This is a genomic window from Cohnella rhizosphaerae (genome assembly GCF_029525575.1).
GTDB classification, from domain to species: domain Bacteria; phylum Bacillota; class Bacilli; order Paenibacillales; family Paenibacillaceae; genus Cohnella; species Cohnella rhizosphaerae.
This window is the reverse complement of the sequence record NZ_JAPDIA010000003.1, coordinates 1,320,464-1,346,605: the sequence shown is the minus strand read 5'-3', so window position 1 is coordinate 1,346,605 and position 26,142 is coordinate 1,320,464. Positions and strand designations below refer to the sequence as shown.

The window sequence follows — 26,142 nt, the reverse complement described above, 5'->3', positions numbered from 1 at the left end:
ATCCCAAGGGGGCTGTCCCATGCGTTTTCGCCAGGTACATTTGGATTTTCACACGTCGGAGCTGATCGAAGGGATCGGCGCGTCGTTTTCGGCCGAGCAGTTCCAGGCGATGCTGAAGCTCGGGCATGTCGACTCGATCACGGTGTTCTCGAAATGCCATCACGGGTGGGCCTACCATCCGACGACGGCCAACGAAATGCATCCGCATCTCTCATTCGACCTGCTCGGCGCCCAGATCGAAGCCGCGCATGCGATCGGCGTCAAGACGCCGGTCTATCTGTCGGCGGGTCTCGACGAGAAGCTCGCCCGACTTCATCCGGAGTGGCTCGTCCGCCGCGCCGACGAATCGACGCAATGGGCGCCCGACTTTCTCACGCCGGGCTACCACGAGTTTTGCATGAACACGCCTTACCTCAATATCCTCGTCGCCCAGATCGAGGAGGTCGTGCAGAAGTACGACGCGGACGGCATCTTCCTCGACATCGTCGGCATCCGCAAATGCTACTGCCAATTCTGCGTCCGGGCCGCGCGCGCGGAAGGCATCGATCCCCGCGACGAAGCCGCGATGCGGCCTTTGCGGGAGCGCACGTACCTCCGTTACGCGGAGCGGACGAACGAAGCCGTCCGCAAGCATCGCCCCGACCTGCCGGTGTTCCACAACGGCGGCCATATCCCGCAAGGCAGGCGCGACCTGGCCTTCCTGAACACGCATCACCTGGAGCTGGAATCGCTGCCTACGGGCGGCTGGGGCTACGACCACTTCCCGCTGTCCGCGCGTTACGTCCAGCAGCTCGGCCGTCCGTTTCTCGGCATGACCGGCAAGTTCCACTTGTCCTGGGGCGAATTCGGCGGCTACAAGCATCCGAACGCGCTGCGGTACGAGGCGGCGCTCAGCCTGGCGAACGGCGCCGGCTGCTCCGTCGGGGACCAGCTGCACCCGGACGGCCTGATGGACGAGGCGACGTACCGGCTGATCGGGGAAGCCTACCGCGAGGTGGAGGCCAAGGAAGCCTGGTGCAAGGATGCCGTCAGCGTCGCCGACATCGCCGTCCTCGGCGTGGAAGCGTCGGGCCGCTTCGAAGGCGCGAGCAGTCTGCTCGCCCAAGCGGACAAAGGCGCGATCCGGATGCTGCTCGAGACGCACAGGCTGTTCGACGTCGTCGATACGAGCTCGGACTGGAGCAAATATGCGGTGCTCGTTCTGCCGGACGTCATTCCCGCGGACGAAGTCGTCGCGCCCAAGCTGGAGGCGTTCGTCCGGCAGGGCGGCAAAGTGCTCGCGACGGGCACCTCCGCGCTGCGGCCGGACGGCTCGGGCTTCGCCGTCGACTTCGGCGCGCGCTGGACGGGACCTAATCCGTTCTGCCCGGACTACTTCGTGCCGGCGGCCGCGTTCGGCCCCGGCGAAGGCGCGGCGAGCGTCATGTACGGCGAAGGACAGCGGATCGAGGTTGGCGGCGGCACCGTGCTCGGCTACCGGGAAAATCCGTATTTTAACCGGGACGCGTTCGCCTTCTCCTCGCACCGCCATACGCCGAACGACAAGCGCAGCAGCGAGCCCGCCATGATCGAACATGACGCCGGCATCTACATCGGCTGGAATCTGTTCGCGGACTACGCGGACAACGGCAGCCTGTCGCTTCGCCAGATCGCGGACTATGCCTTAAGCCGTCTGCTTCCGGAGCCCGCGCTTCGCGTAAGCCTGCCGGCGCAGGGCGTGACGACGCTGCAGGAGCAGCCGGGCGAGCGCCGCCTCATCCATCATCTGCTCTACGCCTCGCCCGTCCGCCGGGGGAAGGACGTCGAGATCGTCGAAGACCTGCTCCCCGTATACGAGGTTCAATGCGAGGTTCGGACGGATCGCGCGATCGCCGGCGTTCGTCTCGTCCCGCAGATGACGGAGCTCCCGTTCGAGACGCGAAATGGCGCCGTTACGTATACGGTGCCCGTCGTCGAATGCCATCAGATGGTCGAGCTGCGGTGGGCGTGACGGCTTGGCAAGAGGCGGCATCGAATAGTCGCTCGGAGACCGGCGAATCTGCGCCCGGGGCCGCTATCCGGCCTGATCTATTCCGTCCCGGCTCGTCGAATGGGCCGAACAGGTCGTCCAATAACTGACGGCTGTCGAATAACTGAAAGACTGTCGAATAACTGAAAGACTCTCGAATGCGCTGAAAGGCGATTGCAGCAGGAAGGACGCCAAGCCCGCGGGTTTGGCGTCCTTTTTCTCGCAGTCTCTCCATTAACGGTTTATACGAACGGTTGAATGCAGTTCATGGCCTCGGCGGTCACGACGCCTTAAAATAAATAAGTGTCGAAACGCAGTTAATTCCCTCGATCACGACATCTTTGAGCAAAATAAGTGTTGAAACGCAATTAATCTTTCACGTTCGAGCATTTTGAACCCGTTTTGAAGAAAATAAATGCGGTTGAACACTTATTTTCTCCGCAGCCCCGATCCGCGCGCCGATTAACTGCTTTTGAACACTTATCGCCCCCAGCCAACCCAGCTCTCAGTCCCCTGCCGCCAACTCCCAACTCCCATTTCCCAGCACCCTGCTTACAATCCCCGTCTCCACCGTGTCTAGTTAATCGCCATTACGCTTGACGCTTTCATGCCATTCGACCAATCGAACGCTCCGCACCCCGAACGGGCACAGCGCGTACGTCCGGCTCCAGTTGGCTTCATCGCTGAAGCTGCCGAAGTGCACCATCGGCCCCTTGATCTCTCCCTCCCAGTGGTGGTGAGGGCCCAACAGATTGTGAAGCGAGCTCGCGAGCCGCAGCGAGATCCGGTTCCTGCCTTCGCGCAGCAAGGCGGTCACGTCGATCTCGTAAGGCCGCCACAGCATCGCGCCGGCGTCCGTGCCGTTAACGGACAGATGGACCGTGATCGCCTCCATCGCGTCCATCGTCAGCACATAACGCGCATCGGGCTTGAGTGCTAGCGGGACCTCGGCGGACAGGACGACGCTGCCTGCATAAAAGGGATACCCCTCCAAGGTCAAATCCGCGCCCGCGCGGCGATCCTCCCGCCGGTTCAGGACGCCGATCCGCCCATCCTGCAGCTCCACGCCGAAATCTCCGATCAAGTATGCCGCCTCTATGGAAGGCGCGTCCGCCTTCGTACCCGATATCGAGATCGTATTGTCGCCTTGTCTCAGGCAGCCCTGCGGCAGCGGAATCCGCTTGAAGCTGATATCCTTCCACCAGCCTTGCGGCTTCGCATCGACGACCGTTCCGTTGACGGCGATCGTATAGCGCTCGGGCGATTCGAGGATCAGTTCGGCCTGCCGTCCGTCCCAGCTTCCGATGCGGAAGGCGTAAGTAACCGTATACGCCGCCGCCTTCGCCTCGCGAATCGACTGCTCCGCCTTCCAGTGAATCACCGGAACGCCGTCGTCCTTCTGTCCGGGCAAGCGGACGGAACAATGGTCCATCAGCAGCATGTTCGGCTCGAGCGGCCGAAGCTCCCAATCCGCGATCGGGACGACGCGCTCGGCATGCGCCTGCCGGCGTATGTCGCCGCCAGTCGATGGCGCCTCCTCCGTATCGAGCAGGAGAATCAACGATCCGCTTGGCGCGAGCGTAGTCCGATAAGCCAAACCGCTGCCCGCGCGAACCGCCCAAGCATCCTCTCGATGGCCCTGTGCATCCGCGCGAACCGCCCAGGCATCCTCGCGATGGCCCTGTGCTCCCTCGGGATGGGCCGAAGCAGCCTCACGCTGGCCCCAAGCTTCCTTCCCACCGTCCGCAGCCCCCCTCAAGCGCAACGACGGCTTCCTCCACCTCCCCCGTTTTCCGCATTCATCACGCGCAGACGGCCTTGCTCCGGTATTCGTACGAGGAGCTCCGCCGCATTCGTTCTGCCGTGATTGATGATAAAGTACAAATAGCCGCTGTCGACCCGGCGCTGATGACAATAAATAGACGCGGCCGCCCCGCCGTTCGTCTCCTCGATCCGGATTCGCGGCGGCAGCTTCGACCGCAGCAGCGCCTCCAGATGGTGCAAGCCCGCCGGCAAGGCGCCTTGCAGCAGCGCCTCGTACGCGCGGCCGCCGCCCGGCAGTCCGTCGACCATAGCCGGCGGCTCCCCCTGAAATAAATCACGACGCCGCCGCCCTTCATGAAGGCATCCAGCAGCGTCAACGTGCTCGCGCGGATCGTCAGCACAGGCGGAATGACGACGCAGCGATACCGTCCGTGCCCCACCGCCAGCTCGGCCCCCCTCTACCGATCCGTGCCGCGCCAGGATGCTCTCGTCGCCCAGGTCGAAGTCGTAACGGGCCTCCAGCAGACGGCGGAGCACCTTTTCCAGCTTCTTCGCCGCCAGCCCGCCGGCTTCCGGACGAAGGGGCGTATGCGCCGCAAATGCGCTGTCCTGTACATGCAGCACCAGCACGTCCTTGACCCTGACGCCCTGGCTAAGCGCATAGCTCACCCGCGCCTGATAATCGGCCATCAGCCGGTTGTCGCCCCACCACGGCTGCTGATAGAACAGGTTGGGCGGATGGTCCCGCTTGCGGCTCCCCCCCGAAGCGAATAGGAGGACAAGTGTGGCGTCAGCACCGTGACGCTGTTCAGGAACAGCCAGTTGGAGATCCATTTCTGGTCCTCCATCGTCAGGTTTTGCCCGGCCGCGCCGAACGTTTCGCAGAGTCCGCCTTCCTTGCCGAATTGACAGACGGCGCTGTCGAGCTGGCGCAGGCCGAGCAGCTGATCGCTCTCCAGCGCCAGATGGTCGATCCCCCGGAACCTGCATATATTCAAAGTGCCGCATGTACGACATGATCGGATCGCCGCCCATCAGATGGCCGGTGGACTTCAAGCCGTTCCGCTCGCACCATTCGTGCAGTATCTTCGTATAGCTCTCCACGAAAAGATCGTTCACCAGATCGTGAAAATGGATTCGCACCCGTTCGCAGCCTTCCAGCGGAAAATACAATTGGGGCAAGCAGTCCAGCAAGTCGTAGCCGTATCTGGCAATAAACCGCTCCGGAATCGACGTCGTCCACGGCAGCGCCTGCTTCTTTCTCCCCCAAATATTCCAGAGCACGGTCAGGTCGTCCGTGAAGCTCCCGGGCACGGTCGCGCCGAATTCCGCGCCGATCGCCTCCTTGTAACGCTCGTGCGTCGACGCGATAAAGGCTTCGGCTACCTTCGGATTCAGCAGATCGACGTAGCTCGCGCCCCGATACCTCGGATTCGTCAGCGGCGCCGTCCATTGGTAGAAATACAGGATTACTTCGTCCCCGTGTTCCCTGATGGCTTCTTCTTGCGTAATTTCCGCGATATTTTCCAATCGGTACGCGGACGAGCGATCTCTATAGTACGCGGCTTCCGCCGCGTATCGCCTGTTCGCTTTGTATATTTTCAGCATGCGGATGTCGTCGGGGTGGTGCGGAATTTCGTTTTCCGCCAGAAAGAGATGCTTCTCGCGGTATTCCTCGCCGAGTCTCGGAATCAAGCCGCCCGCCCAGCCGCTCGGCCAGGTGTCCTCGTCATAGATCCAAGCCTGCATGCCTCTCGATTTGGCTTCGTTCACGCAAGTCTCGACGCAGTCGAACCATTCTTCGGACAGATAAGGCGTCTCCAGTCCGGCGCGGGCATGCATGAAGAAGCCGCCCCAGCCCTGTTCGTCCATCTCCCGGATCTGCCGGACCAGCTCGGCCGCCTCCAGCTTGTCGTTCCAGGACCAGAATGCGACCGGCCGGTAGCGGCTGGAAGGCGATTTAAAATCGTCCATCGGCCTCAACCCTTCACGGCGCCGATCATGACGCCCTTCACGAAGTAGCGCTGCAAAAACGGATACACGCACAATATCGGCAAGGTCGCGATGACGATCGTGGCGTACTTCACGTTTTCCGCCACCTCCGACGTGATGTCGCCGTTCTGCGAGCTCGTGACGTTTTGAATCAGTATCTCGCGCAGGATGACCTGAATCGGATACAAGTCGCGGTCCTGCAAAAAAGATGACGCCGCGCAAATAGGTGTTCCAGTTGTCGACCGCATAGTACAGCGTCACGACGGCCATCGCCGGCAGCGCCAGCGGCACCATGATTCGGAACAGGATCGTAAAATCGTTGGCGCCGTCGATCTTGGCGGATTCCTCGAGACTGTCCGGAATGGTCAGAAAAAACGTGCGAAGGATGATTAAATAGAAGGCATTGATCGCATACGGAACGATCATCGCCGCCATGTTGTCGTAGAACCCGAGCGACTTGTACGTCAAGTACATCGGAATGAGGCCGCCGGAGAAAAACATCGTGAACACGATGACGAACATAAACAAATTGCGGCCGTACAAATATTTCCTCGACAAGCCGTAGGCGCCCATCAGCGTCATCAGCAGGTTCAGCGCCGTTCCGAGACCGACGTACACGATCGTATTGATATAGCCGGATATAATATTCGGATTGTCGAAGGCGAGCGCATAGCTGCCCAGCTGCAGCTTTTTGGGAATAAACAGCAAGCCTTGCGCCCGCGCCACCTCCGCGGGCTCGCTCAAAGAGGCGAGCAGCACGTAAAGGCACGGGTACAGCGTGGCGACGACCAGCAAGGTCAGGAATACGATATTGACCGTATCAAAAACGATATCGCCGAGCGAACGCTTCGCAACCATTTCGTATTGTCCTCCTTACCACAAGCTGTTCTGCGTCATTTTTTTGCTCAGCCGGTTGGCGCATACGAGCAGCGCGAAGTTAATGACCGAGTTGAACAAGCCGACTGCGGTCGTATAGCTGATCTGCAGGTTCAGAATGCCCTGCCGGAACACGTAGGAAGAGATGACGTCGGCCGTCTCGTAGGTCATGGGCTGGTACAGCAGAATGATTTTCTCCACGCCGATATTGAGCATCTGTCCGATCCGGAGGATCAGCAGAACCATGATCGTCGGCAGCAGGCTGGGCAGCGTAATGCTGACGATCTTCCGCCAGCGTCCGGCGCCGTCCATGACGGCCGCCTCGTACATGTCCGAATCGATGCCGGCGATCGCGGCCAAGTAGATGATGGAGCTCCAGCCGACCTGCTGCCATACCTCGGAGGCGACGAAGATCGTCCGGAAGTAGGCGGGCTCCAGCAAAAACGTGATCTTCTGGCCGCCGAGCGCCCCGATGATCGTGTTGATCAATCCGTTGAGGGAGGTCAGGTCGATGATGATGCCGCTGATGACGACGAGCGAGATGAAGTGCGGCATGTAGGTGATGCTCTGCACCGTGTTTTTAAACCATTTGACGCGCAGCTCGTTGAGCAGCAGCGCCAGAATGATCGGCGCGGGAAAAGAAAAGATGATCCCGTACAAGCTGAGCAAAATCGTATTCGTAAGCACCTGCTTGAAGGCCACGCTGGAGAAAAACGCCTCGAAATGCTTGAAGCCCACGAACGGCGTCTCGAACAGGTTGCCGATCAAGCCGTACTTCAAGGTGTAGTCCTTGAACGCGAGCGCAAGCCCCGCCATCGGCACGTAATAGAAAACGATAAAATAAACCATGACCGGCAGCATCATGAAATAAACGTATTTATGCTTGCGAAGCGCCCTCATCGCATCCTCTCCCTTCCGCTTGCGCGGCGACGGGGAAGAAAGCCGGCGGACGCGCCGGCCTTCCGCCCGAATCGCTTATCGTTGATTGTAGCGCTCCAGCGCCGACTGGTACGCTGCCGTGACTTCGTCAATGCCGAGCTTCTTCAGCTGCGGCACGAACTCGGTCTCCCATTTGTCGAGCGATACTCTGCCGGTAATGAACTTGTCGAGCATTTGCTTCTGGTAGTCGTCGATGGCCGGCTTCTTCGCGGTCATCACGTCCATTTCCTGTTCGTTGAACGTAACCGGAGGCATGATGCCCGAGTTGTCCGGCATGTTGTCGCCCCAGGTCTGGAAGGCATTCCATTCTACTTCGGACTTCTGCAGCTTCGTCGCCTCCAGATCGTTCAGCGTCGGAAGACCGGCCGCCGGCGCGGTCAGCGTCAGCATTTCGTTTTGCGTGCGACCCTGCGGATCTTTCGTGATCATGTCCGTAAACTTCGGCTTGCCGTCCGCCATTTCGTAGGTGACGCCTTCCTTGCCGTAGTTGAACGCCATTTTTCCTGCCTGCGTGAATACCCAGTTCCACCATGCCATCGTCTCGGCCGGATGCTTGTTGGCGGTCGTGATCGCCAGACTGACGCCCGGATTCGTAATATTCGCCGTATTCTGTTCGAACCAGTAGCCCTTGCCGTCAGGTCCGGTCAGAGACGGGATCGGCGCCAGCGCAGCATTGGCATCTGTCGCCTGAATGCCGGGCGCCCAGCTCGCGACGCGTCCCGCCGAAGAATAGGAAGCGCTTACGGTTCCGTTCGTATATTTCTGCTGCAGCTTCGTATTGTCGTTCAGCATGTATTCGGGGTCCAGCAGGCCTTCCTTGTACAGCTTATTCAAATAAGCGACGCCTTCCTTGAACGCCGGATCTGCCGGGCTGAACACGACCTTGCCGTCGCGCTGGATGAACGCGTCGTTGCCGGCGGTCGCGCCGAACGGATAGAGCAGCTTCTCGATGCCGAGAATGCCTTTGTCCATGCCGGTGGCGCTGAAGTATTCGTCCTTTTTGCCGTTGCCGTTGACGTCCTTGTCCTGGAACGCCTTCAGCGTGTTGTACAGATCGTCCGTCGAACGCGGCATCGGCATGCCGGCTTTGTCGAGCCAATCCTGTCTGATCATAAAGCCGTTGTACGTGCGCATCGTCAGATCGGGCTGCATTAATGAAATATAGTCCATTTCCCCCTGGTCGTTCGTCACCCGTTTCTTGATCTCCGGAAACGACTCCAGCACCTTCGCATAATCTGGCGCGTTCTTCATGTAGTCGTTCAGCGGAATGATGACGCCGTCCTTCACGTACTTGTCCGCGCCGCCTGCCAGAAACTGCGAATTGCCCCATGGGTAAAGGATGACGTCCGGCAAGTCGCGCGAAGCGACCATCAGGTTGAACGGCTCCTGCGATTGTCCGGCGGAAGGGTGAATCCATTCGATCTTGACGCCGGTCGCCTTCTCCATCTCCTGGAACGCCAGCACCTCGCCGTAATTTTTGAAATACTTTAAAATCGGATCCGCCCCCATCCACACCTTGAGCGTGATCGGTTTGTCCGCGCTCGCAATCGGATACATGCCTTCTTGCGGCTGAGCCGAAGCCTGCGGCGAATTCGTACCGGCCGCCGTGGAAGCAGGTGCCGTCGAAGCGGGCGCCGTTGCGCCGTTCGTCGCCGACGTCTCGTTTTTCGTGCTGCAACCGGTTACCGACACCGCCGTCGCCAGCAGGATCGTTCCCCAAGTCGATTTTTTCTTGAATGCTGCGGAGATGCTTGCCATCCATCGTGTCCCCCTCATCGTATGGTCGGCCCGTTCCGGCGCTTGACGCTCGAGCCGGTTCGGCCTGAAGGAAGCGTACCAAGCGCGCCTTGAAGCTGTATATCGCCATGTCATTTTCGTCTGTTCCGATGTTTACATGTCCGATATTCCTTTTTTTCCGCCGTATTCCGTTCTTTACGTTGACCGTCAGCGTCCTTCCTTGAACTGCCCGGGCGTGATGGATTCGAGCTTCTTGAAGCTTCGAATGAAGGAGTTGGCGCTGCCGTAGCCGACCTTGTCGGCGATCTCCGTGATCGACAGGTCGGTGCCGGAGAGAAGCGCCTTCGCCCGCTGAATGCGCAGCCGGGTGACGTAATCGATGAAGTTGTAGCCGGTATGGTCCTTGAAGAAGCGGCTCAAGTACGAATTGGACATGCCCAGATAATCGGCGGCCACGAGCAGCGACAGCTCCTTGTCCGCATAATGCGCCTCGATATAGGCCATCATGCGATCGCGAAGATCGTTATTGTTGCTCTCCCGCCTGTCCAGCAGATAGACGCATACCCTCCGCAAGATCTCCTTGATTTCCTGATGCATCTCGTCCACCGTATCGCACTGCATGAGCGTGGCGACCATATCCGCGTTTTCGCCGAACACTTCTTCGTGATTGGCCTGCACGCCGTCCAGCACCTTGACGATCGTGCCGACCATGTCGAAGAACAGGCAGTTGACCAGGTACACCGGTAGCCGGCGGTTGACATAGTTCTCTTCGTAGATCCGGTCCAGCAGCCGCTCCGCGCCTTCGGCATCGCCGATTCGCACATGGTTCATGATTTGCAGCTCGAGATCCATCGGATAGTAGTAGCTATTGCTGCTGAGCGGAATATCCCGGTACATCGTCAGGGAATGCTTCCCGTGGAGCAAACGCTGGCTCAGCGCCAGCTTCGCCTCGGCCCAAGCGCCCGGAACGCCGCTCAGCCCCTGGCATACATTGCCCGCGCCGGCGCTCAGATCGATTCGGAAGCGATCGCCGATAAACTGGATGAGCTGCTTCATCAGGTCCGCCGTCTCCTGGTACATGTCGGCCTCCGACAGATCGCCGTAATTGACCAGCAGCGTGATTTGCCCTTCCTCTTCATAGGAGAACGCCTGATGACGCTGGTTAAACAGCTCTTCGGCAATATTGACGATGATGAGACGAACCAGATCCGGACGATAGCCGTCGCCCTGCTCGGTCAGCGGCGCGAAGTCGTCGATCCGAATCAATAGGACGTTAAACCATTCGGACTTCCACCGGATGTTGAGCACCTCCTGCATGCGGTCGATCTCGCCTTGATTCCGGTATGTATTCATGAGCAGCTTTTTCATAAAATTCGAGCGGATACTGTGGAGCTGCTGCTTGAACTGGTGCTCGAGCTCGGACTTTTTATCGTACGTCTCTTCGATCTTGCCGATGAGCGTGTCATAATCGATCGCAAGATGCGGCTCCGTCTTCCCTCCCTTGTTAATCGAAGAGATAATCCGCTTGATCGGCAAATAGTTTTTGCGCGACAAATAGACCGACAGCGCGAAGCCGAGCAGCAGGCACGCCGCCATGACGGCCAAGATCATGCCTTGAATCCAATCGACCCGGCTCATGAATACGTCCTGCCGGATGACCGAGTAATAACTCCAGCCCCTCACCTGGGAAGGCACCGTCACGGCGATATAAGACTGCTTGCCCAGCCGGTAGCTTGCAAAATTTCCTTGATGCGTCCCGCTTAGCATCGGCGACTTCAGGATGGCATTGTCCGGATCGGTCGAGAAAATAACGGCGCCGCTCTCGTCGACGATATAGTAGTCGCCCTTCAGGCGATTGCTCTGCGATTCGAACAGGGAGCGGATCGTGCCTTCGCGGATGTAAGCCAGCAGCGTGGCCGTGGACTGCCCGCCCTGAGACTGAAGCGTGCGGGAGTAAATAAGCGATTTGACGCCTTTGTCCGCGATCGTGCCGATCTGCGCGGAAGCCCGAAGCTGGCCGTCGTGCGTCTGCTCCAGCTCCGCCAGCCATTGCTCGTAGGTCGAATCCCTCGGCCCGTAGCTTCTGTAGATCAGGTCCGCGGAGTAATTCGTCACCGGCGTCAGGAAGGTGCGGTCCTTCTTCATGTATATAAAGGCATCCGAAATAAACTTGTTGACGGATGAAATGCTGGAAAAATCCCTTGCGAAATCGGCGATGGTGAAATATTGGTCCGGTCCCGCGGCGCCGTCCGCGTTAAAGAGCTGGCGAAGAAAGCGGTTCGTGGAAATTTGATAGGACATCTCGTCCAGCTCCATCACGCGCGTATCGATCGCCAGCTTCGTCTGGTTCAGCGCCGACAGCGCCGAGCTCTTCGTCTCTTCCTCCAGCGCGCTTCGAACCTGCGAGATGATCAACGTGCCCAGCAATCCCATGGGAATCAGCAGGACAAGCGCGAAAGAAAGCATGATGCCCAAATAAATGCGGTTCAAAAATAGCCTGCTCATAGAAGCACCTCGATAAGTGGGATGCGGCTCCTCAAAAAACACGAAAGAGAAAGACGGTTGCCCGTCCCTCTCTCTCGAATTTGATGGCGCCCCAGGTTATCTCATGGGGTGGAATCCCTTGTTATACCTCTTGTCTGCTGTAAGGAAGCACCTGGAAATCCGTGACCAGCATATTGCCCGCGTCCGCGAAGACGGCTAGATTGCTCAGGGTCGTCGCCTGCGCGCGGAAGGAGAACGATTCGCCGATGACCTGCGTCTGTCCGCCTTGCGGCGTGATCAATACGCGATACTTCTTGGCGGGTACGTCGATCTCCAGCCTGACCTTGTACGATGTCCCCTTCGCGTAATCGAGCGTGGATTCGCTTGCGTATCCGCCGGTCGTATACGCATCGAACTGGCCGGTCGGATTCAACCGGACGATCGCGGCCAGCGCGCTGTATGCGCTCGCAGGGCTGCCGGACAGTCCGATCACGCCGTTGATCGAATCGCTCGTCGGAATGACGCTGTATTCGACGACCGCCTGGCCGGTGACGGCGGAGAAGCCGACGTTCTGCCAATCGCGCGACGCGAGCACATACGACCCGCTGGAGCCGACCAGCAGCACCTCGCGCGTCGGCGACGACAATCCCGTCGTATCGTAGGCGACCGCCTTCAGCCGCTGTACGCCCGAGAGCACCGTATAGTCGAAATCGTACGGCTGCGCGGTTTTCGTATCGATCAGTTGACCGTCCCGGTAAAGCTCTACCTTCTGAATCCCGTCGGAATCTTTGGCGTTGACATGGACGGAGAGCGTATCGTTAACCGTCCCCACCTGTCCGTCGGTCACGCCGACGAGCGTGGCGACCGGCGGAATATTGCCGACCGTGCCCGTAAATTCGTAGGCCCCGATATCGAAGCCCGATCCGGTCGGTCTGACGTTGCCTTCGAGATCGGTGCCGAACGACCTTGTCGTGCCGTTGTTGATGGCCGGAGAATCGGCGCCCAGGCGCCAAACGTTGAGGACGAGACCCGTGTCCGTCCGCAGCGGATCGAATGCGATAAACTTCGGATCGAGCCCGATAATATCGTTCGGTCCCGTGGCGACCGGCACGCTGCCGTTGTAGATCAAATTGTAATCCGCATCGATGGCCGACCCTTGCGACGCGCCGTAGGTGGACGTGCCGAAGCCCACGAAAATGTTGTTGCGCAGTACCGTAGATCCGCCCGTGCCCACCGCATTGATGCCATAGAAAGCCGGCTGGCCGTCCGTGATGGCGCTGGTAAACGTGTTGTTCTCGAACACCATATTCGGGATGCCGCCGTTCGTCTTGCCCAGGAAGGCGCCGGAGGAACCGACGCCGCCGAACACGTTGTTGCGGATCGTCCAGTCCGAGATGCGGTAAATGCCGTTCACGCCGTTTTTATCGTTCTCCAGCATGAGGCCTTGCTGATAATAGCCAAGGAATACGTTGTTCTCGATCAGCACGCGTTTGACGTCGATATTGTTATCGTCCCAGGACTGAACGACGTCGGCATGCGCCGGATCGCTTGGCGTGGAAGGTCTGTACAGATCGGCAAGATGCGTCCCGTGCAGGTAGTTGTGCCGCACGACGATGTCGCTCCCGAACACGCGCAAGAAATCGCCTTGCGGCTCATCCGTATTATGGACGCTGATTTGCTCCACTTCATTGTACTCGACGATCGAATTGCTGCCTACCTGGAATGCCGAAGCGGTTTTATTCGCATAGTTGTGTCCGATGTAGGTGTCTTGGGGCAATTGCCCGGCCTTATATTCGGCGATGACCGCGTAGCCGACGTAATCCTTGAAGCGGTTGTCTACGACATCGACATGATCGGCATTCACGCTGATCGCATTGCGCAGAACCCCCCGGCGTACCCGAGTACTGGCTTTCGCCGTCGAACTGCAGCCCTTCGATGCGGACATACTGGCCGTACACCTCGATCGTGCTCTTGACGACCGCATCGTCCGCCTCCGCCTTCAGGACGATCGGACGGCTGGCCGTACCGGAATACGTCATGTAGATCGGACCTTCCGCGTACACGCCGTCCTTCACGATAATGGTCGTGCCCGCTCTGGCCGCCTTCACGGCTTGCCTGATGCTGGTGAACGCGCCGTTCGCGCCGTCCGGATGGACGTAGAGCGTACCGTCCTCGACCGGCGCCGGCGGCGCCTGGGGCGGATTGACGCCGTGATTGTCGATGACCCAGGTTTGCTTGTTGGCGATGTTCCATGGGTTGACGTAGCCATCCTCAAAGCCGGGGTCCTTGAGCAGGTTCGTGCCCGACGGGCTTCCGAGGAAGGCGCTGTCCATGAATACGACGCCGCCCGAACCCGGCGCGCCGTCGGACACGACAAACGTAAGCTGCGTGTTGCTGCCCGTATTAAAGGCAGGCGTCGCGCATTCCGTCCAACCGGAAGTATTGGCGCTGCACGTCGCCACGCCCAGGTTGGCTCCCCAGGTGCCCGCTTTGACGAGCAGCCGGATTCCGATTCCTCCCTTCAGCCATATTTTCCCGACGTAGCTCGTATTCGGCGCCGCATTGGCTATCGTCTGCGTCATGCCCGAAAAAGTCGGCGTACTGGGGATCGTCGCCTGCAGCGACCAGTCGCCCTGATACGTATAGGAACCGAAGCTGGACTGGACGATCGTCCAAAGGCCGGTCGTGCTCATCGTCCAGCCGGCATTGCCGCTCTCGAATCCGCCGTTCTGCAGCAGGTTCGCGCCTCCGGCGGTTCCGAGGAACGAATCGTCGACGTATACGGCCGACGTGCCGGCGTAGTTGTCGGACACGATAAAGGTGACTTGCGTGCTGCTTCCGGAATTGAACGCGACCGAACACGACGTCCACCCGCTCGAAGCGTCGCATTTTTGCTGGGCGATCGTCGCCCCCCAATTGCCCGCCTTGACGAGCAGCAGGAGGGAGCCGGTTCCTTTCACCCAGATCTTCGCATTGTAAGCCGTATTCGAAGTCACATTGACGAGCTGTCTGCTGTTGGAAAAATTGGGCGGCGTCGACAATTGCACCTTCATCGCGGCAGTCCCGCTGCGGCTCAAGCTCCAATAATCGTCGGCAAAAGCGGCCGTCGGCGCCAGCATTCCCCATAGCAGCGCCAGGATCAGCGCCAGATTAAGCGAGTGGATCGATTTCCCGAACAATCGTTTCATCTCATTGCTCCTCTCGTCTCGTACGAATTAAAAAAAACTGTAAGCGGATACAATTTGATGCGGCAACCATTCCCCCGGTTTATCCGAGCGGACCTCCCTCCTTCGGCTTGACGATTGCGCCATGCCGTTCACTTCGCGGTGCGGCGCATGATCGCGTTTACATCGTATCAAGCGTCGTTTATCCCGCCTATACGCGATTCATCGCAGGCTGCACCGGGATTTACATTTTCGATATTCATCTTTACCGGCCGTATTCCATTATTTACAGTGGCGCATCGCGGGCGTTGGAATGGCCTGCAAACAGCGACAGCCCCCCCGCAAACGGGAGGCTGCCTTCCTTCGAACGTATGGGCTCGCAGAGCGTCTGGTGCTTTATTGAATCGTCAGGTTAAAGCCCGGCTGCAGATAGTACAGGCTCGGATAGGCGACATTGCTCGTCGTCAGGCCGTTAAACGTCGCCGACCCGTTGCCGGTATAGGTGAAGATCGCCGCGCCCTGGTGCGGTCCGGAGAAGCGCGACGTCGTGACGCCGTCCAGGCCCGTGCCGTTGATGTTGATGTTGTTGAACACGATATTCTGGAAGCCGCCGCCGTAGCCGAACTGGATCGCGTCGCGCTGCGTATTGAGAATGTCGATGTTCGTGAACGTGACGTTGCGGATGGCGTCGTTCGACGCTTCGAGATCGATGGCGCCGCGCTCGCCGTTGTACAGATCCTGGCTCGTGCCGCTATTGATGATCGTCGTGTCCGAGAAAACGATGCCGGTGTTGTTCTGGAAATGATAGCCCGGGAACACGGTATTCATACGGATGCCCGAGCCGCCGACCGTGTCGACGATCAGGTTGTGGTCCGCCTTGTGGCCGCTGCCGCCGAAGAAGGCGATGCCGCCAGCGCGCCAGTTGTTCTCGATCGTATTATAGGAAAACGTGTTGTTCACGCCGGCCGGCGCGCCGTTCGTGTCGCTGGTCCAGACAGCCAGCGCGTCGTCCCCGTTGTTGCGCAGGTTGCTGTTGCGGACGATCGAATTGCTCGTACCCTGGGCGAAGTTGACGCCGTCGGCCAGGTTGTTGCGAATGCGGCTGTTCTCGATCGTCAGCCCGTTCGCGTAGATCGCCGGGGTATGCGCATAATCGCCGACCCAGAAGCCGCATTCGAAGTGCTCGACCCATACGTCGTGAATCGTGGAGTTCGAGCCGAAGTTATCCATGAAGCCCTTGTATATCGCATTCTGGCCGTAGCGCGACCGAAGCTTGGAGTTCATATACACGTTGCTGAAATCAAGCTTGCCGGAGATGCGCAGCGAGATGCCGCCGCCTGCCGCGTTGGGGTTCGTGAACTGAATGTTCGTATGCCAGATGCCCGCGCCCGTCACGGTCAGGTTGTTGATCATATTGTTCGCCGAGCCGATCTCCCACATGCTGCTCAGGTTAAACGTACCCTCCGGAATGTACAGCGTCTTGCCCGCCGAGACGGCCGCCGTCACCGCGGATTTGAACGCCGCGAGATCGTCCTGTCCGTCGTTCGCCACGGCGCCGTAGTCGGTGACCGATACGGCGTTGGTCGGACGCGCGACGGCGGCCGGCACCGGTTCGATCTCCAGGAAGTCGACGCCGTATTCCAGGCTGTCCCCGTTGCCCTTCTGAATCCGGATCGTGTCGCCCGGCGCAAGCGGCGTATCCAGCTTCCAGTGCACCTCGTCGAAGCGGAAAAGCGGCCGTCCGCCGCCCGGCGCGTCCGCCGGCATGTCGCCGGAGAAGTACTGCCAGTTGTAATACGACGATAGCGATACCGTCTTCACCTTCGTCCCGTTGACGTACACGTCAAGCGAGCCGTTCAAGCCCATCCCGTCGCCGGAGTCGGGCATCGTGAACCGCATCGTGACGCCCGCGCCCCCCCTGTCCCTGGCGTACGGTCCACTGCGCATAGGAGCCGTTCGACGGCAGCGCCACGTATTTCTGGCCGGACGCCTCGGACGCGATCAGCGCCTGGTCGAAGTTAGGCGCGGCTTGCAGCGTCGCGCCGCCGCCCCTCGTTGCGTCCTCCGTATCATACCGGAAATAAGGCATGCTGGCGCCGCGCGCCGCGTAGACGGTCAGGTTCGCCGTGCTCGCATTGTTGGCCTGCTTGGTCGGAACTTCGTTGCCGTCCGCGGCGACGGTCGTCGTCACCGTGTAGCTGCCGCTGCCCGCCGTCCACGTACCCGGGATGGCGACATTGGCGGAAGCGCCTGCCGCAAGCGATCCGCTGTAGGAGCCGTTCAGCGTCTGGACGGTCGTACCCGCGCCGTTTTTGATCGCGACCGAGATCGCGTGCGCGCCGGCTGCCGATGCGATCGTGCCCTGGTTTTTCAGATTGACCGTAAAGCTGACGGCGCTGCCGACGGTCGGCGTGACCGGCGACCAGGAAGTCGCGGCGACCAGATCCGAGCTGGAGACGGGCGCGACCGTGAGCGGCGAGGCGTTCGTATAGCCGTTGTTCGCTTCGTTCTGCTCGATGACGGCATTGTTCTCGTCGACCTTGGCCGAGAGCGCATAGGACGCCGCGGTCTTGGCGCCTGCGTTCACCGATACGTTGGCGGTTGCGCCCGCAGCCAACGCGCCGACCTGCGCGGTGCCGGCGGCATCCCCGTTCAGGTAGAAGTTGACCGTCGTGGCGGCGGATGCCGCGGTGCCGATGTTTTTAACGGTCGCGTTCAGCGTGAGCGCGTCGGTCTCGATCGGCGAGGCCGGCGACCAGGACATGCCCGAGATCGTCAGGTCTGGATTGGCGGCCGGCGTGCCGAATACCTGGAACTCCGCGACCTGTCCGGCCGGGGCGCCGGTGTTCGCCGTGATGTTCAGCTGCAGACGCTTCACCGTTGCCGTCACGGGGATCGTCACCGCGTTGCCGGATGCCGGGTTAAACGTGTAGGTCTGCGAGGAGACCAGGTTCGTGAAGGTTGTGGTCGACTGATTGTGGCCGAGCACCTGGATCGTCTGGGTGCGCGTGGCCCATTCCGTAGCCGGATTGAGCTTCAGCACGATGGACGTGATGTTCTGGTTGGCGCCGAAATCGAGCGTCAGCGTGCTCGGGTTGCCGCCGCCCTCCCAATACGTGGCGGTGTTGTTGTCGTTGGCGTTGGTCGCCACGAACGCTTGCGTGTTGGAGGAGGCGACGATCGGCTTGCCGATCGCGATGTTACCGCCCGGCGGCGGCGTAGCTGTCGGCGTTGCCGTTGGCGTGGCCGTTGGGGTGGCCGTCGGCGTCGCGGTTGGCGTGGCTGTCGGCGTGGCCGTGGGGGTCGCCGTCGGCGTGGAAGTCGGCGACGTGCCCGCATCCACCGCGATCTGATCCAGATTCACGTTGGCAGAATCGCCTGCGTCGTATTTGTAGGCGATCGTATTGCTGCCGGCGTTCAAATTGAGCGCTTCCGTTTGGGTGCCCCATGTATCCCAGTTGGGAAGGTTCGCGAGCGTCGTCTGGCGAATCTTCGCGCCGTTGACGTAGATGGACACCGTTCTGGCGCCGCCGTTCGCGTTGCCGTACTTCAGCGTCACGTTCCGGCTGCCCGCCGCAGGTACGCTGACCGTGAAGGTCGTCGTCGCCCCCCTGCGTCCAGTAGCCGTCGACAAAACCGGTGCCGGCATAGCCTGCATGATCGGTGTTCACCTTGGCCCCGCCCGAGAGCGCTGCGGACTCCGCTTGATACGTGCCCGGCGGCGGCGTTGGCGTCGGGGTCGGGGTCGGCGTCGTTCCGCCCGCGCCGTAAATCTCAAGCTCGGACAGCTGACCCGCCGGCCAGCCCGTGTTGGCGGTGAAGCTCAGGCGAACATAGCGGGTCGACGTCGCCGTGAAGTCGATCGTGACCGCATTGCCGGACACGGCCGGATTAAACGTATAGTTGGCGGAACCGACGATGTTGGCAAACGTCGTGCCGTTCGCGCTGCCCTGAACGGCCAGCGTCTGCGTCCGCGTCTCCCAGCTTGACGGCAGCTTCAGCACGAGCTGGTCGATGCTGACGCTCGCGCCCAGGTCGACCTGAATCCATTGCGGAAAGGCATTGTTCGCGCTTTCCCAGTAGGTGCTTGCGTTTCCGTCCTTTACGTTGTCCGGCGTGTATGTCTGCGATTGGCCGCTCGCGGTAATCGTTTTGCCGATCGTCAGATTCGCTCCCCCCGGCCGCGAACGCGGGCGAAATGGAGCCTGCGGCCGAGATCCATCCGGTCACCAGCAGGATGAGAGCGAGCGTCCAGGCTGCGTGCTTGTGTCGCATTATAGTCCTCCTCAAAGTGGTTTTAAAGCCGATGCTGCGAAGTCCCACAGAATGATAGCGGTTACAAATAACGTCGAACCGATAAGCTGCCGACTGCTTCGTCTTCCTGCCTGCTCGACGCCTCCTTTCCGTTCCCAACTTAACGTACAGCTTTATTATAGTGAGGCGCTCCTCCCCCGCTATAAGGCGTGATTTTACGAGGATGGTAGTCAATTCCAAGCATATCGGGGCACGCGCGAAAAACAGGCCAACCAGAGCTTCCTGGCTGACCTGAACGGAACATCGGTATTGTGGCGAGTTACTGCAGTCCTTGCGACTGGTCGATCCAGCCAAGCAGCGTCTGCACGTACCTTTTCAAATATTTGAGCGTCGTCTCGTCCGTCAGACGTCCGCGCTCGGCATCGACCTTGTCCATGACTTGAGAAATGTACATTTTCTGAAAAGGCAGCACCCAGGACTGCGTCGCTTCCAGCGTCTGCCGGATCTGCTGCTGCGACAGGATCGTCCCTTTGGGACCCGGCGTCGAGCCCACGATGCCGACGGGCTTATGGATAAGCGCGGCCGTCCGGGTCGGCGTCGATGCCCAGTCCAACGCGTTTTTGAGTACGCCGGGAATGCCCGAATTGTACTCCGGGCTCACGATCAGCAGCCCGTCCGCGCCGCGGATCGCCTCGCGATACAGCCGCACGGCCTCAGGGCCGTCGCCGACGTCAATATCCGCATTGTACAAAGGCAAGTCCGCGATCGATATGTATTCGTAAGCGGTCTCTTCCGCCAGGCCAAGCTCCGGCACGGTGGCCGCGATCATGCGATTGTACGACTGCTCTCGCAAGCTCCCCACGATGATGCCGATTTTTTTCATCCCCATACGCCTCCTTTAATAGAGAAAAAGGACGACCGCTTGCTGGACGGCCGTCCCTTCGTTGCATTAGCGATTGGCCAGATAAGCCGCGACTTCGGCGAGTCTCGAAGCGTAGCCCCACTCGTTGTCGTACCATGCCGCGATCGACACGATGTCGCCTTGTACCTGCGTCAGCGGCAGGTCGATGATGGACGAATGCGAGTCGCCGACGATGCGCGAGGACGCCCATTCGCCTTCGAGCACGTCCAGCACGCCCTTGAGTTCGCCTTCGGCGGCCGCAGCGCGGAACATGTCGTTGATCTCTTGGGCCGTGACCGGCTTTTCGGTGATCAGGTTGAGCTCGGCGATGCTGCCGGTCCGGGTCGGGATCCGGTACGCCTTGCCCGTGATCTGCAGGTCCGGCCAGATAAACTTGAGCGCCTTGGCCGCGCCGGAGGACGACGGGATGATATTCTCGGCTGCGGCCCACGAGTCGCGGCGGTCCTTCATCGGCTGATCCGTCAGCGACTGGGTGTTCGTGTAGGAATGGACGGTCGAGAACAGGCCGTGCTTGATGCCGAAGTTCTCGCGAACCAGCTTGACGACCGGGGCCAGCGCATTGGTCGTGCAGCTCGCCATGCTGATGATCTTATGCTTGTCCGGATCGAAGTGGTCGAGGTTGATGCCCTTCAGCAGCACCGCGTCGCAATCGTCGAGCGTCTTGCTCGGACCGCTGACGAGTACGCGCTTGGCGCCACGATCCAGATGAACCTGGGCGACCGAACGCGTCACGGCGCGGCCGGTGCAGTCGATGACCAGATCCACGCCGAGCGCCTGCCAGTCCGGCACCTCGTTCGCCGAATTGATGTACTTGATGTCCCGGCCGCCGATGACGATGCTGCCTTCGCCGCCGGATACCGCCTCGGGCCACCTTTTATAGTTCGTGTCGACTTCGAACAGCGCGGCCAAAGTGGCCTCGTCCTTAATGTCCGAGATCGACACCGGCACGAAAAGATTGTCTTGAAGAGCGACTCTGAGCAACTGCCTTCCGATACGTCCGAATCCGAATACCGCGATTTTGCCCATGTTTGCCCTCCGTTATGAATTAGTTTCGTTTGACTCCGCGTACCTCTCCAATTTACACCTTATCCGGGCCGGATTGAAGAGCCTGCGGAATTAATTCGCGCACCTCGATCGGCAGCAGGTTCGATTCGATCTGTTCGCGGTGCGGCTCGTACCACGAGGGGAGCATCAGCTTGCCGCCCAAAGCGTCGGCCGGCTCGTCGTTGGCGAATCCGGGCGGATCCGTCGCGATCTCGAACAGAATGCCGCCGCTCTCGCGGAAGTAGATCGCGTTGAAGTATTGGCGGTCGATGACCTCCGTCGGATGAAAGCCGGCTTCGCTGACCCTTTGCTGCCATTGTACGTGCTCTTCGAAGTCCTTCGCTCTCCAGGCGATGTGGTGAATCGTTCCGGCGCCCGGCGTTCCCCACGGCATGTCGGACGTCGGGACGTCGACGATGTTGCCGATGTCGCCGAATGCCCGGAAGCGGGTATAGCCGCCCTCTTCGCCGATGCGGGTCATGCCGAGCACATGCTCGAGCACTGCGCCGGTCTGCTTGACGTTCGCGCTGAACAGGATCGCGCCGCCGAAGCCCTTGATCGCCTTGTCGGACGCGATGCCGCCGAACGACCATTCGCTGTTCGCGCCTTCCTCGCGTTCGACGAGTTCCAGGCGCAAGCCTTCGTTGTCTTCGAACTGCACGAAGCTTTCCCCGAAGCGGGACGTCTTCTCGTACGAGATGCCGAAGCCGGCGAGACGCTCTTCCCAAAAGCTCAGGGCGCCGACCGGCACGACATAAGTCGTCACGCCGACCTGGCCGCCGCCGACCCTACCCTTGCGGGAGTTCGGATGCGGGAAGAAGGTGATGATCGTGCCGGGGCTGCCGACCTTGTCGCCGAAGTAGAGGTGATATACCTCGGGGGCGTCGAAGTTGATCGTCTTCTTCACGAGCCGAAGGCCCAGGACGCCGGCGTAGAAGTCCACGTTTTCCTGCGGGTTTCTGGCAAATGCGGTGATGTGGTGGATGCCTGCGGTTTGGATGGCGGTCATGATTGATTCACTCCTTGTTTTTATTTGGGAAGCTTCGCTTCGTTTTATTTTAGTTGGTTAAAATAAGTTGAGCGCGCTGTCGAGCGAATATGCGCCCGCTCCGGCGAATGCGACGCCGATCGCGATCGCGAGCATCACGAGCGGGTACTCATAGCCGTTGGCGGTCGACCACACGCCGTTTGGAGCGTGGACCTTGATGGCGCCGATCATGGCGAGCGCGATCAGGACGCCGGCGATCGGCGTGAACAGACCGACCGTGAATAACGCGCCGCCGAGAAACTCCATCAGTCCGGCGATAACCGCCATCGCGACGCCCGGCTTGATGCCGACCGACTCCATCCAGCCGCCCGTCCCCTTCGGTCCGTAGCCGCCGAACATCCCGAACAGCTTCTGGGCGCCATGCCCTACGAACAACAAACCTACAACGATTCGAATGATGAGCAATCCCGTATCCATCATGATAATTCTCTCCTTTAAAATGTTAGTTTTAATTTTCTTCAATTGAAGATATTGGTGCGGCAAAAACTTCGCCTTCTAAATCGGCTCTCGCCCGCCTTGGCCTTGCCTCGGCATCGGAAGCGGCGTCGAGATCGCCGTCATCTTCCGCTTGATTCCCTGTGCGCCGGTCATTCGTCATTCCTCATTTCGCCATTGTTGATTTAGTGAGTTTGTTCGACTCGTTTATGTCTTGAATTAAAGATAATTGATTTCGAGCATTTTGTCAACACCCCCCTTTTCGAGCGTTTTGGGGAGCTGTTTCTAGATGGGACTTCCTGCGGCGTGGCGGTGTCGCGAAGAGTCGGTTTGTTTCTAGGTGGGACTTCCTGCGGTATGGTGGTTTCGCAGGTAGTCGGTTTGTTTCTAGGTGGGACTTCTTGCGTTGCGGCGGTTTCGCGGAGAGTCGGTTTGTTTCTAGGTGGGACTTCTTGCGATACGACGGTTTCGCGGAGAGACGGATAGTTTCTATATGGGACTTCCTGCGGCGTGGTGGTGTCGCGGAGAACCGGTTTGTTTCTAGGTGGGACTTCTTGCGATACGGCGATGTCCAGGAGATCTGGTTTGTTTCTATATAGGACTTCCTGCGGCGTGGCGGTTTCGCGGAGAGTCGGTTTGTTTCTACATGAGACTTCCTGCGGTGTGGCGGTTTCGCGGAGAGTCGGTTTGTTTCTAGGTGGGACTTCTTGCGATACGACGGTTTCGCGGAGAGACGGATAGTTTTTATATGGGACTTCCTGCGGCGTGGCGGTTTCGAGGAGAGTCGGTTTGTTTCTAGGTGGGACTTCTTGCGATACGGCGATGTCCAGGGATCTGGTTTGTTTCTACATGGGACTTCCTGCGGCGCGGCGGTGTCGCGGAGAGCCGTTTTTGTTTCTGGGTGGGACTTCTTGCGGCGTGGCGGTTTCGCGGAGAGCCGGCTTGTTTCTAGGTGGGACTTCTTGCGATACGGCGATGTCCAGGAGATCTGGTTTGTTTCTATATAGGACTTCCTGCGGTGTGGCGGTGCCGCGGAGAGCCGGTTTGTTTCTAGGTGGGACTTCTTGTGGCGTGGTGGTTTCGCAGAGAGGCGGTTTGTTTCTACATGAGACTATCCGCGGCAGGATGGCACTCACAGGATGGCGCTCAGACGAAAGCATTCTCAAGCAAAAAAAGCCGCCGGAACCGTCCATACGGACGGATGCTCCGGCGGCGAATGGCTGGACTGCATGGCTCAGCCGTGGTGCTTGGGGACGAGCGTGCACAAACGGCTGGAAAACCGGCTGCCCCAGACGGCGACGGCCAGCAGGACGAAAACGGCAGCAGCCGACAGGACCAGCGAGCTCAGCGCATGGGAGAATGCCGCAAGCAAGCCAAGGGCGACGAGCCCCGTCGCATGCGGAACCGCGATCATACGGGACACGATCCAGATAAAGATCGCGTTGCTCAGCAGATAGAGGGCCGGGGAACCCAAAATGACCAATGCCACGCCCGGCTCCAGGTGCCCGGCAGGATGCGCAAGCAGAAATTCGTCCGCGACCGCCGACAGCACGATGCCTCCTGCCAGCAGCAGATGCGTATAGGTATAGGCCGCCCTCGCCAGCTCTCCCGGGACTCTCGCGTTCACGATATAGTGATGGCCGATGCGCGACGTCGTCTCGAAGTAAATCCACCACATGGACACCGTGCCCAAGAACGAGACGAGAAACGCCAACACCGTCTCCGCATTCCTTTCCAATCCGGCAAAGGTGGCGCCCATGACGATAATGGACTCTCCGAGCGCAATAATAATGAAAAGCCCGGCTCGTTCCGCCATATGCGACCCTTCGACCGCCCAATCTTCGGCCGTCGAACGGCCGATCCGCGGCACCCAAAAGCCGAGCGAAGGCGCGACATAGTCGATGAGCAGCGCGACGCCCCAGAGCGCCAGCCGGATCTCGCCTTCCTGCGTCCCGCCCGCGACCCAAAAGACGCCGGATAAAATGAGCCAGCACAAGATGCGCACCAGGTTGATCTGATTGACCGGCGCGCCGTGCCCGAGCGCCCATACGGTGAAGGCGGTTCGCCCGATCTGAAACGCGGCGTACGAGATGCCGAAGTACAGACCGGCGTGCCCGAACGCTTCGGGAATGGATGTGGACATGACCAGGCCGACGAGCATGAGCGAGAATAGCATAATGCGAACCGGGAGCGCGTCGGGACTCAGCCAGTTGATGACCCAGGTCGTGTAGTTCCACGCCCACCATACCGCCATCGTCAGCATCGCCGTATGAAGCGCGCCCATCCACGTGAAGTTCTCGAGCAGCGAATGGGACAGCTGCGTGACGGCGAATACGAAGATCAAATCAAAGAACAGTTCGATAAACGAAACTTTGCCCGAATCGCTAAGGCCTCTGCTGCGAAAAAGTTCAGGTCTGTGATGCGCTTGCGCCATGCCGGCGATCCTCCTTTTCGCTCTCTTCTCATTTAAAGCTGAGTATAGCAGAGAACGCCGGCTCTCGGGCTAAAGTTTAGCACGGCGCCGCGCAGAAACGTTTAACGGTATCGCGAACGCGGCCAGCAAGCTCCCGAACAGCAGCAGGATACCAACCGACTGCAGCCCGTCCGGCCGAAAGCGGTCTATAAAGATGTCGAGCAGGATGGCGACCGCGGGATCGACGAAGACGAACACCGCGACGACCGGCGACGGGAGACGGCGGATGCTGCCGAAAAAGAGCAGGTACACGACGCCGGTATGGACAATTCCGGTCGTGACGGCATATATCCATTCGCCCCGCGCGAGCCCTTCGTAAGCATCGAAATGCACGAACGGCAGCAGCAGCGTTAGGCCGATCGCCATCTGGATAAACGTCGTCGCGTACACGCTCGTCTGCCGGACGCTTCTGCCGAGCAGCATCGTCGCCGCGTAGAAAAAAGCCGCCAGCACGCCGCAAAATATCCCTTTCCAGTTCGCAGAGGCGCCCCCAAACCCGACCGCGCCCATGATAAGCATCGTGCCACCTAAGCATCCGGCAAGCGAGAGGATCGCCGTCCTGCCGAGCTTGTCCCGGAAGATCAGTCCGCCCGCGACCAACGCAAGGATCGGAGCCAGATGATACAGCGAGATCGCGATCGTTACGGAGATAAACCTGAATGCGGTGAACAGGAACACCCAGTTGAGCAGGTTCGAGACGCCGCAAGCGACGACGATAAGCGCCTCCCTGGCGTCCCAGCGCTCCCGTCTGAAGCTGCCCGTAAACACCCAGGCCGCCAGTAAAATGACGAACGCGCAGACGCACCGGACAAACACCAACTCCACGGCCGGCAGGCCCGTTCGCGAGGAAAAAAATCCGACCGAGCCGAATATGGCCATGGATACGACTAATTGAGGCAAAGCGGACTTGTGCATGTTCTGGATGTCAATCTCCCCCGATGTGTGGATGGACCTACTCTACTATAGAAGCGGGAATCGGGACAACGCGGAAATCCATACCAG

General features: G+C 59.8%; 16 protein-coding genes and 2 pseudogenes. 1 reads left to right on the top strand and 17 read right to left on the bottom strand.

The window, feature by feature from the left end:
• Positions 1–19: 19 nt before the first annotated feature.
• A complete protein-coding gene (locus OMP40_RS11770) occupies positions 20–1,990 on the top strand; it encodes an alpha-amylase family protein (RefSeq protein WP_277531511.1) in 1,971 nt (656 codons plus the stop codon).
• Positions 1,991–2,588: 598 nt separating this feature from the next.
• Here the strand turns inward: OMP40_RS11770 and OMP40_RS11765 are convergent.
• The 17 genes and pseudogenes from OMP40_RS11765 to OMP40_RS11695 all read right to left on the bottom strand — a co-directional run bounded on the left by OMP40_RS11765 (position 2,589) and on the right by OMP40_RS11695 (position 26,055).
• The gene (locus tag OMP40_RS11765) at positions 2,589–3,773 is read right to left on the bottom strand and encodes a carbohydrate-binding protein (RefSeq protein WP_277531510.1); all 1,185 of its coding nucleotides are present in this window, start codon (positions 3,771–3,773) and stop codon (positions 2,589–2,591) included.
• Entirely contained in the window at positions 3,764–5,746 is a 1,983-nt protein-coding gene (locus tag OMP40_RS11760; protein WP_277531508.1) for a hypothetical protein, read from the bottom strand. Before OMP40_RS11760 ends, OMP40_RS11765 begins: the two co-directional genes overlap by 10 nt.
• A 5-nt stretch (positions 5,747–5,751) precedes the next feature.
• A pseudogene (locus OMP40_RS11755) lies at positions 5,752–6,622 on the bottom strand (carbohydrate ABC transporter permease).
• 15 nt (positions 6,623–6,637) lie between these two features.
• The gene (locus OMP40_RS11750) at positions 6,638–7,540 is read right to left on the bottom strand and encodes an ABC transporter permease (RefSeq protein WP_277531506.1); all 903 of its coding nucleotides are present in this window, start codon (positions 7,538–7,540) and stop codon (positions 6,638–6,640) included.
• Between the two features lie 75 nt (positions 7,541–7,615).
• On the bottom strand, positions 7,616–9,337 hold the full coding sequence (locus OMP40_RS11745; protein WP_277531504.1) for a type 2 periplasmic-binding domain-containing protein: 1,722 nt from the start codon (positions 9,335–9,337) through the stop codon (positions 7,616–7,618).
• 186 nt (positions 9,338–9,523) lie between these two features.
• Complete coding sequence (locus OMP40_RS11740) at positions 9,524–11,821, bottom strand: helix-turn-helix domain-containing protein (protein WP_277531501.1); 2,298 nt, start codon at positions 11,819–11,821, stop codon at positions 9,524–9,526.
• Positions 11,822–11,942: 121 nt separating this feature from the next.
• Positions 11,943–13,664, bottom strand: coding sequence for an Ig-like domain-containing protein (locus OMP40_RS11735; RefSeq protein WP_277531500.1), 1,722 nt, complete (start codon positions 13,662–13,664; stop codon positions 11,943–11,945).
• Positions 13,588–14,988 carry a chondroitinase-B domain-containing protein gene (locus tag OMP40_RS11730; protein WP_277531498.1) on the bottom strand — a complete coding sequence of 467 codons (1,401 nt, stop codon included), beginning with the start codon at positions 14,986–14,988 and terminating at the stop codon, positions 13,588–13,590. Before OMP40_RS11730 ends, OMP40_RS11735 begins: the two co-directional genes overlap by 77 nt.
• Before the next feature lie 372 nt (positions 14,989–15,360).
• Positions 15,361–16,863: a right-handed parallel beta-helix repeat-containing protein gene (locus OMP40_RS40030; protein WP_338131103.1), complete on the bottom strand. Its 1,503-nt coding sequence runs from the start codon at positions 16,861–16,863 to the stop codon at positions 15,361–15,363.
• Positions 16,808–18,613, bottom strand: a complete 1,806-nt coding sequence (locus tag OMP40_RS40025; protein WP_338131156.1) for a CARDB domain-containing protein — start codon at positions 18,611–18,613, stop codon at positions 16,808–16,810. The genes OMP40_RS40030 and OMP40_RS40025 overlap by 56 nt, the downstream gene beginning before the upstream one ends.
• A 187-nt stretch (positions 18,614–18,800) precedes the next feature.
• A pseudogene (locus OMP40_RS40020) lies at positions 18,801–19,112 on the bottom strand (galactose-binding domain-containing protein); the annotation flags it as partial.
• A 425-nt stretch (positions 19,113–19,537) separates the two neighbouring features.
• Entirely contained in the window at positions 19,538–20,101 is a 564-nt protein-coding gene (locus tag OMP40_RS11720) for an NADPH-dependent FMN reductase (RefSeq protein WP_277531497.1), read from the bottom strand.
• A 66-nt stretch (positions 20,102–20,167) separates the two neighbouring features.
• On the bottom strand, positions 20,168–21,166 hold the full coding sequence (locus OMP40_RS11715) for a type I glyceraldehyde-3-phosphate dehydrogenase (protein WP_277531495.1): 999 nt from the start codon (positions 21,164–21,166) through the stop codon (positions 20,168–20,170).
• Positions 21,167–21,218: 52 nt separating this feature from the next.
• Positions 21,219–22,193 (bottom strand): ring-cleaving dioxygenase, encoded by a 975-nt coding sequence (locus OMP40_RS11710; RefSeq protein ID WP_277531493.1) that lies wholly within the window; start codon positions 22,191–22,193, stop codon positions 21,219–21,221.
• Between the two features lie 57 nt (positions 22,194–22,250).
• Positions 22,251–22,652 carry a DoxX family protein gene (locus OMP40_RS11705; RefSeq protein ID WP_277531491.1) on the bottom strand — a complete coding sequence of 134 codons (402 nt, stop codon included), beginning with the start codon at positions 22,650–22,652 and terminating at the stop codon, positions 22,251–22,253.
• A gap of 1,249 nt (positions 22,653–23,901) precedes the next feature.
• Complete coding sequence (locus tag OMP40_RS11700; RefSeq protein ID WP_277531489.1) at positions 23,902–25,101, bottom strand: low temperature requirement protein A; 1,200 nt, start codon at positions 25,099–25,101, stop codon at positions 23,902–23,904.
• A gap of 69 nt (positions 25,102–25,170) precedes the next feature.
• Positions 25,171–26,055, bottom strand: coding sequence for a DMT family transporter (locus OMP40_RS11695; protein WP_277531488.1), 885 nt, complete (start codon positions 26,053–26,055; stop codon positions 25,171–25,173).
• Positions 26,056–26,142: the final 87 nt, after the last annotated feature.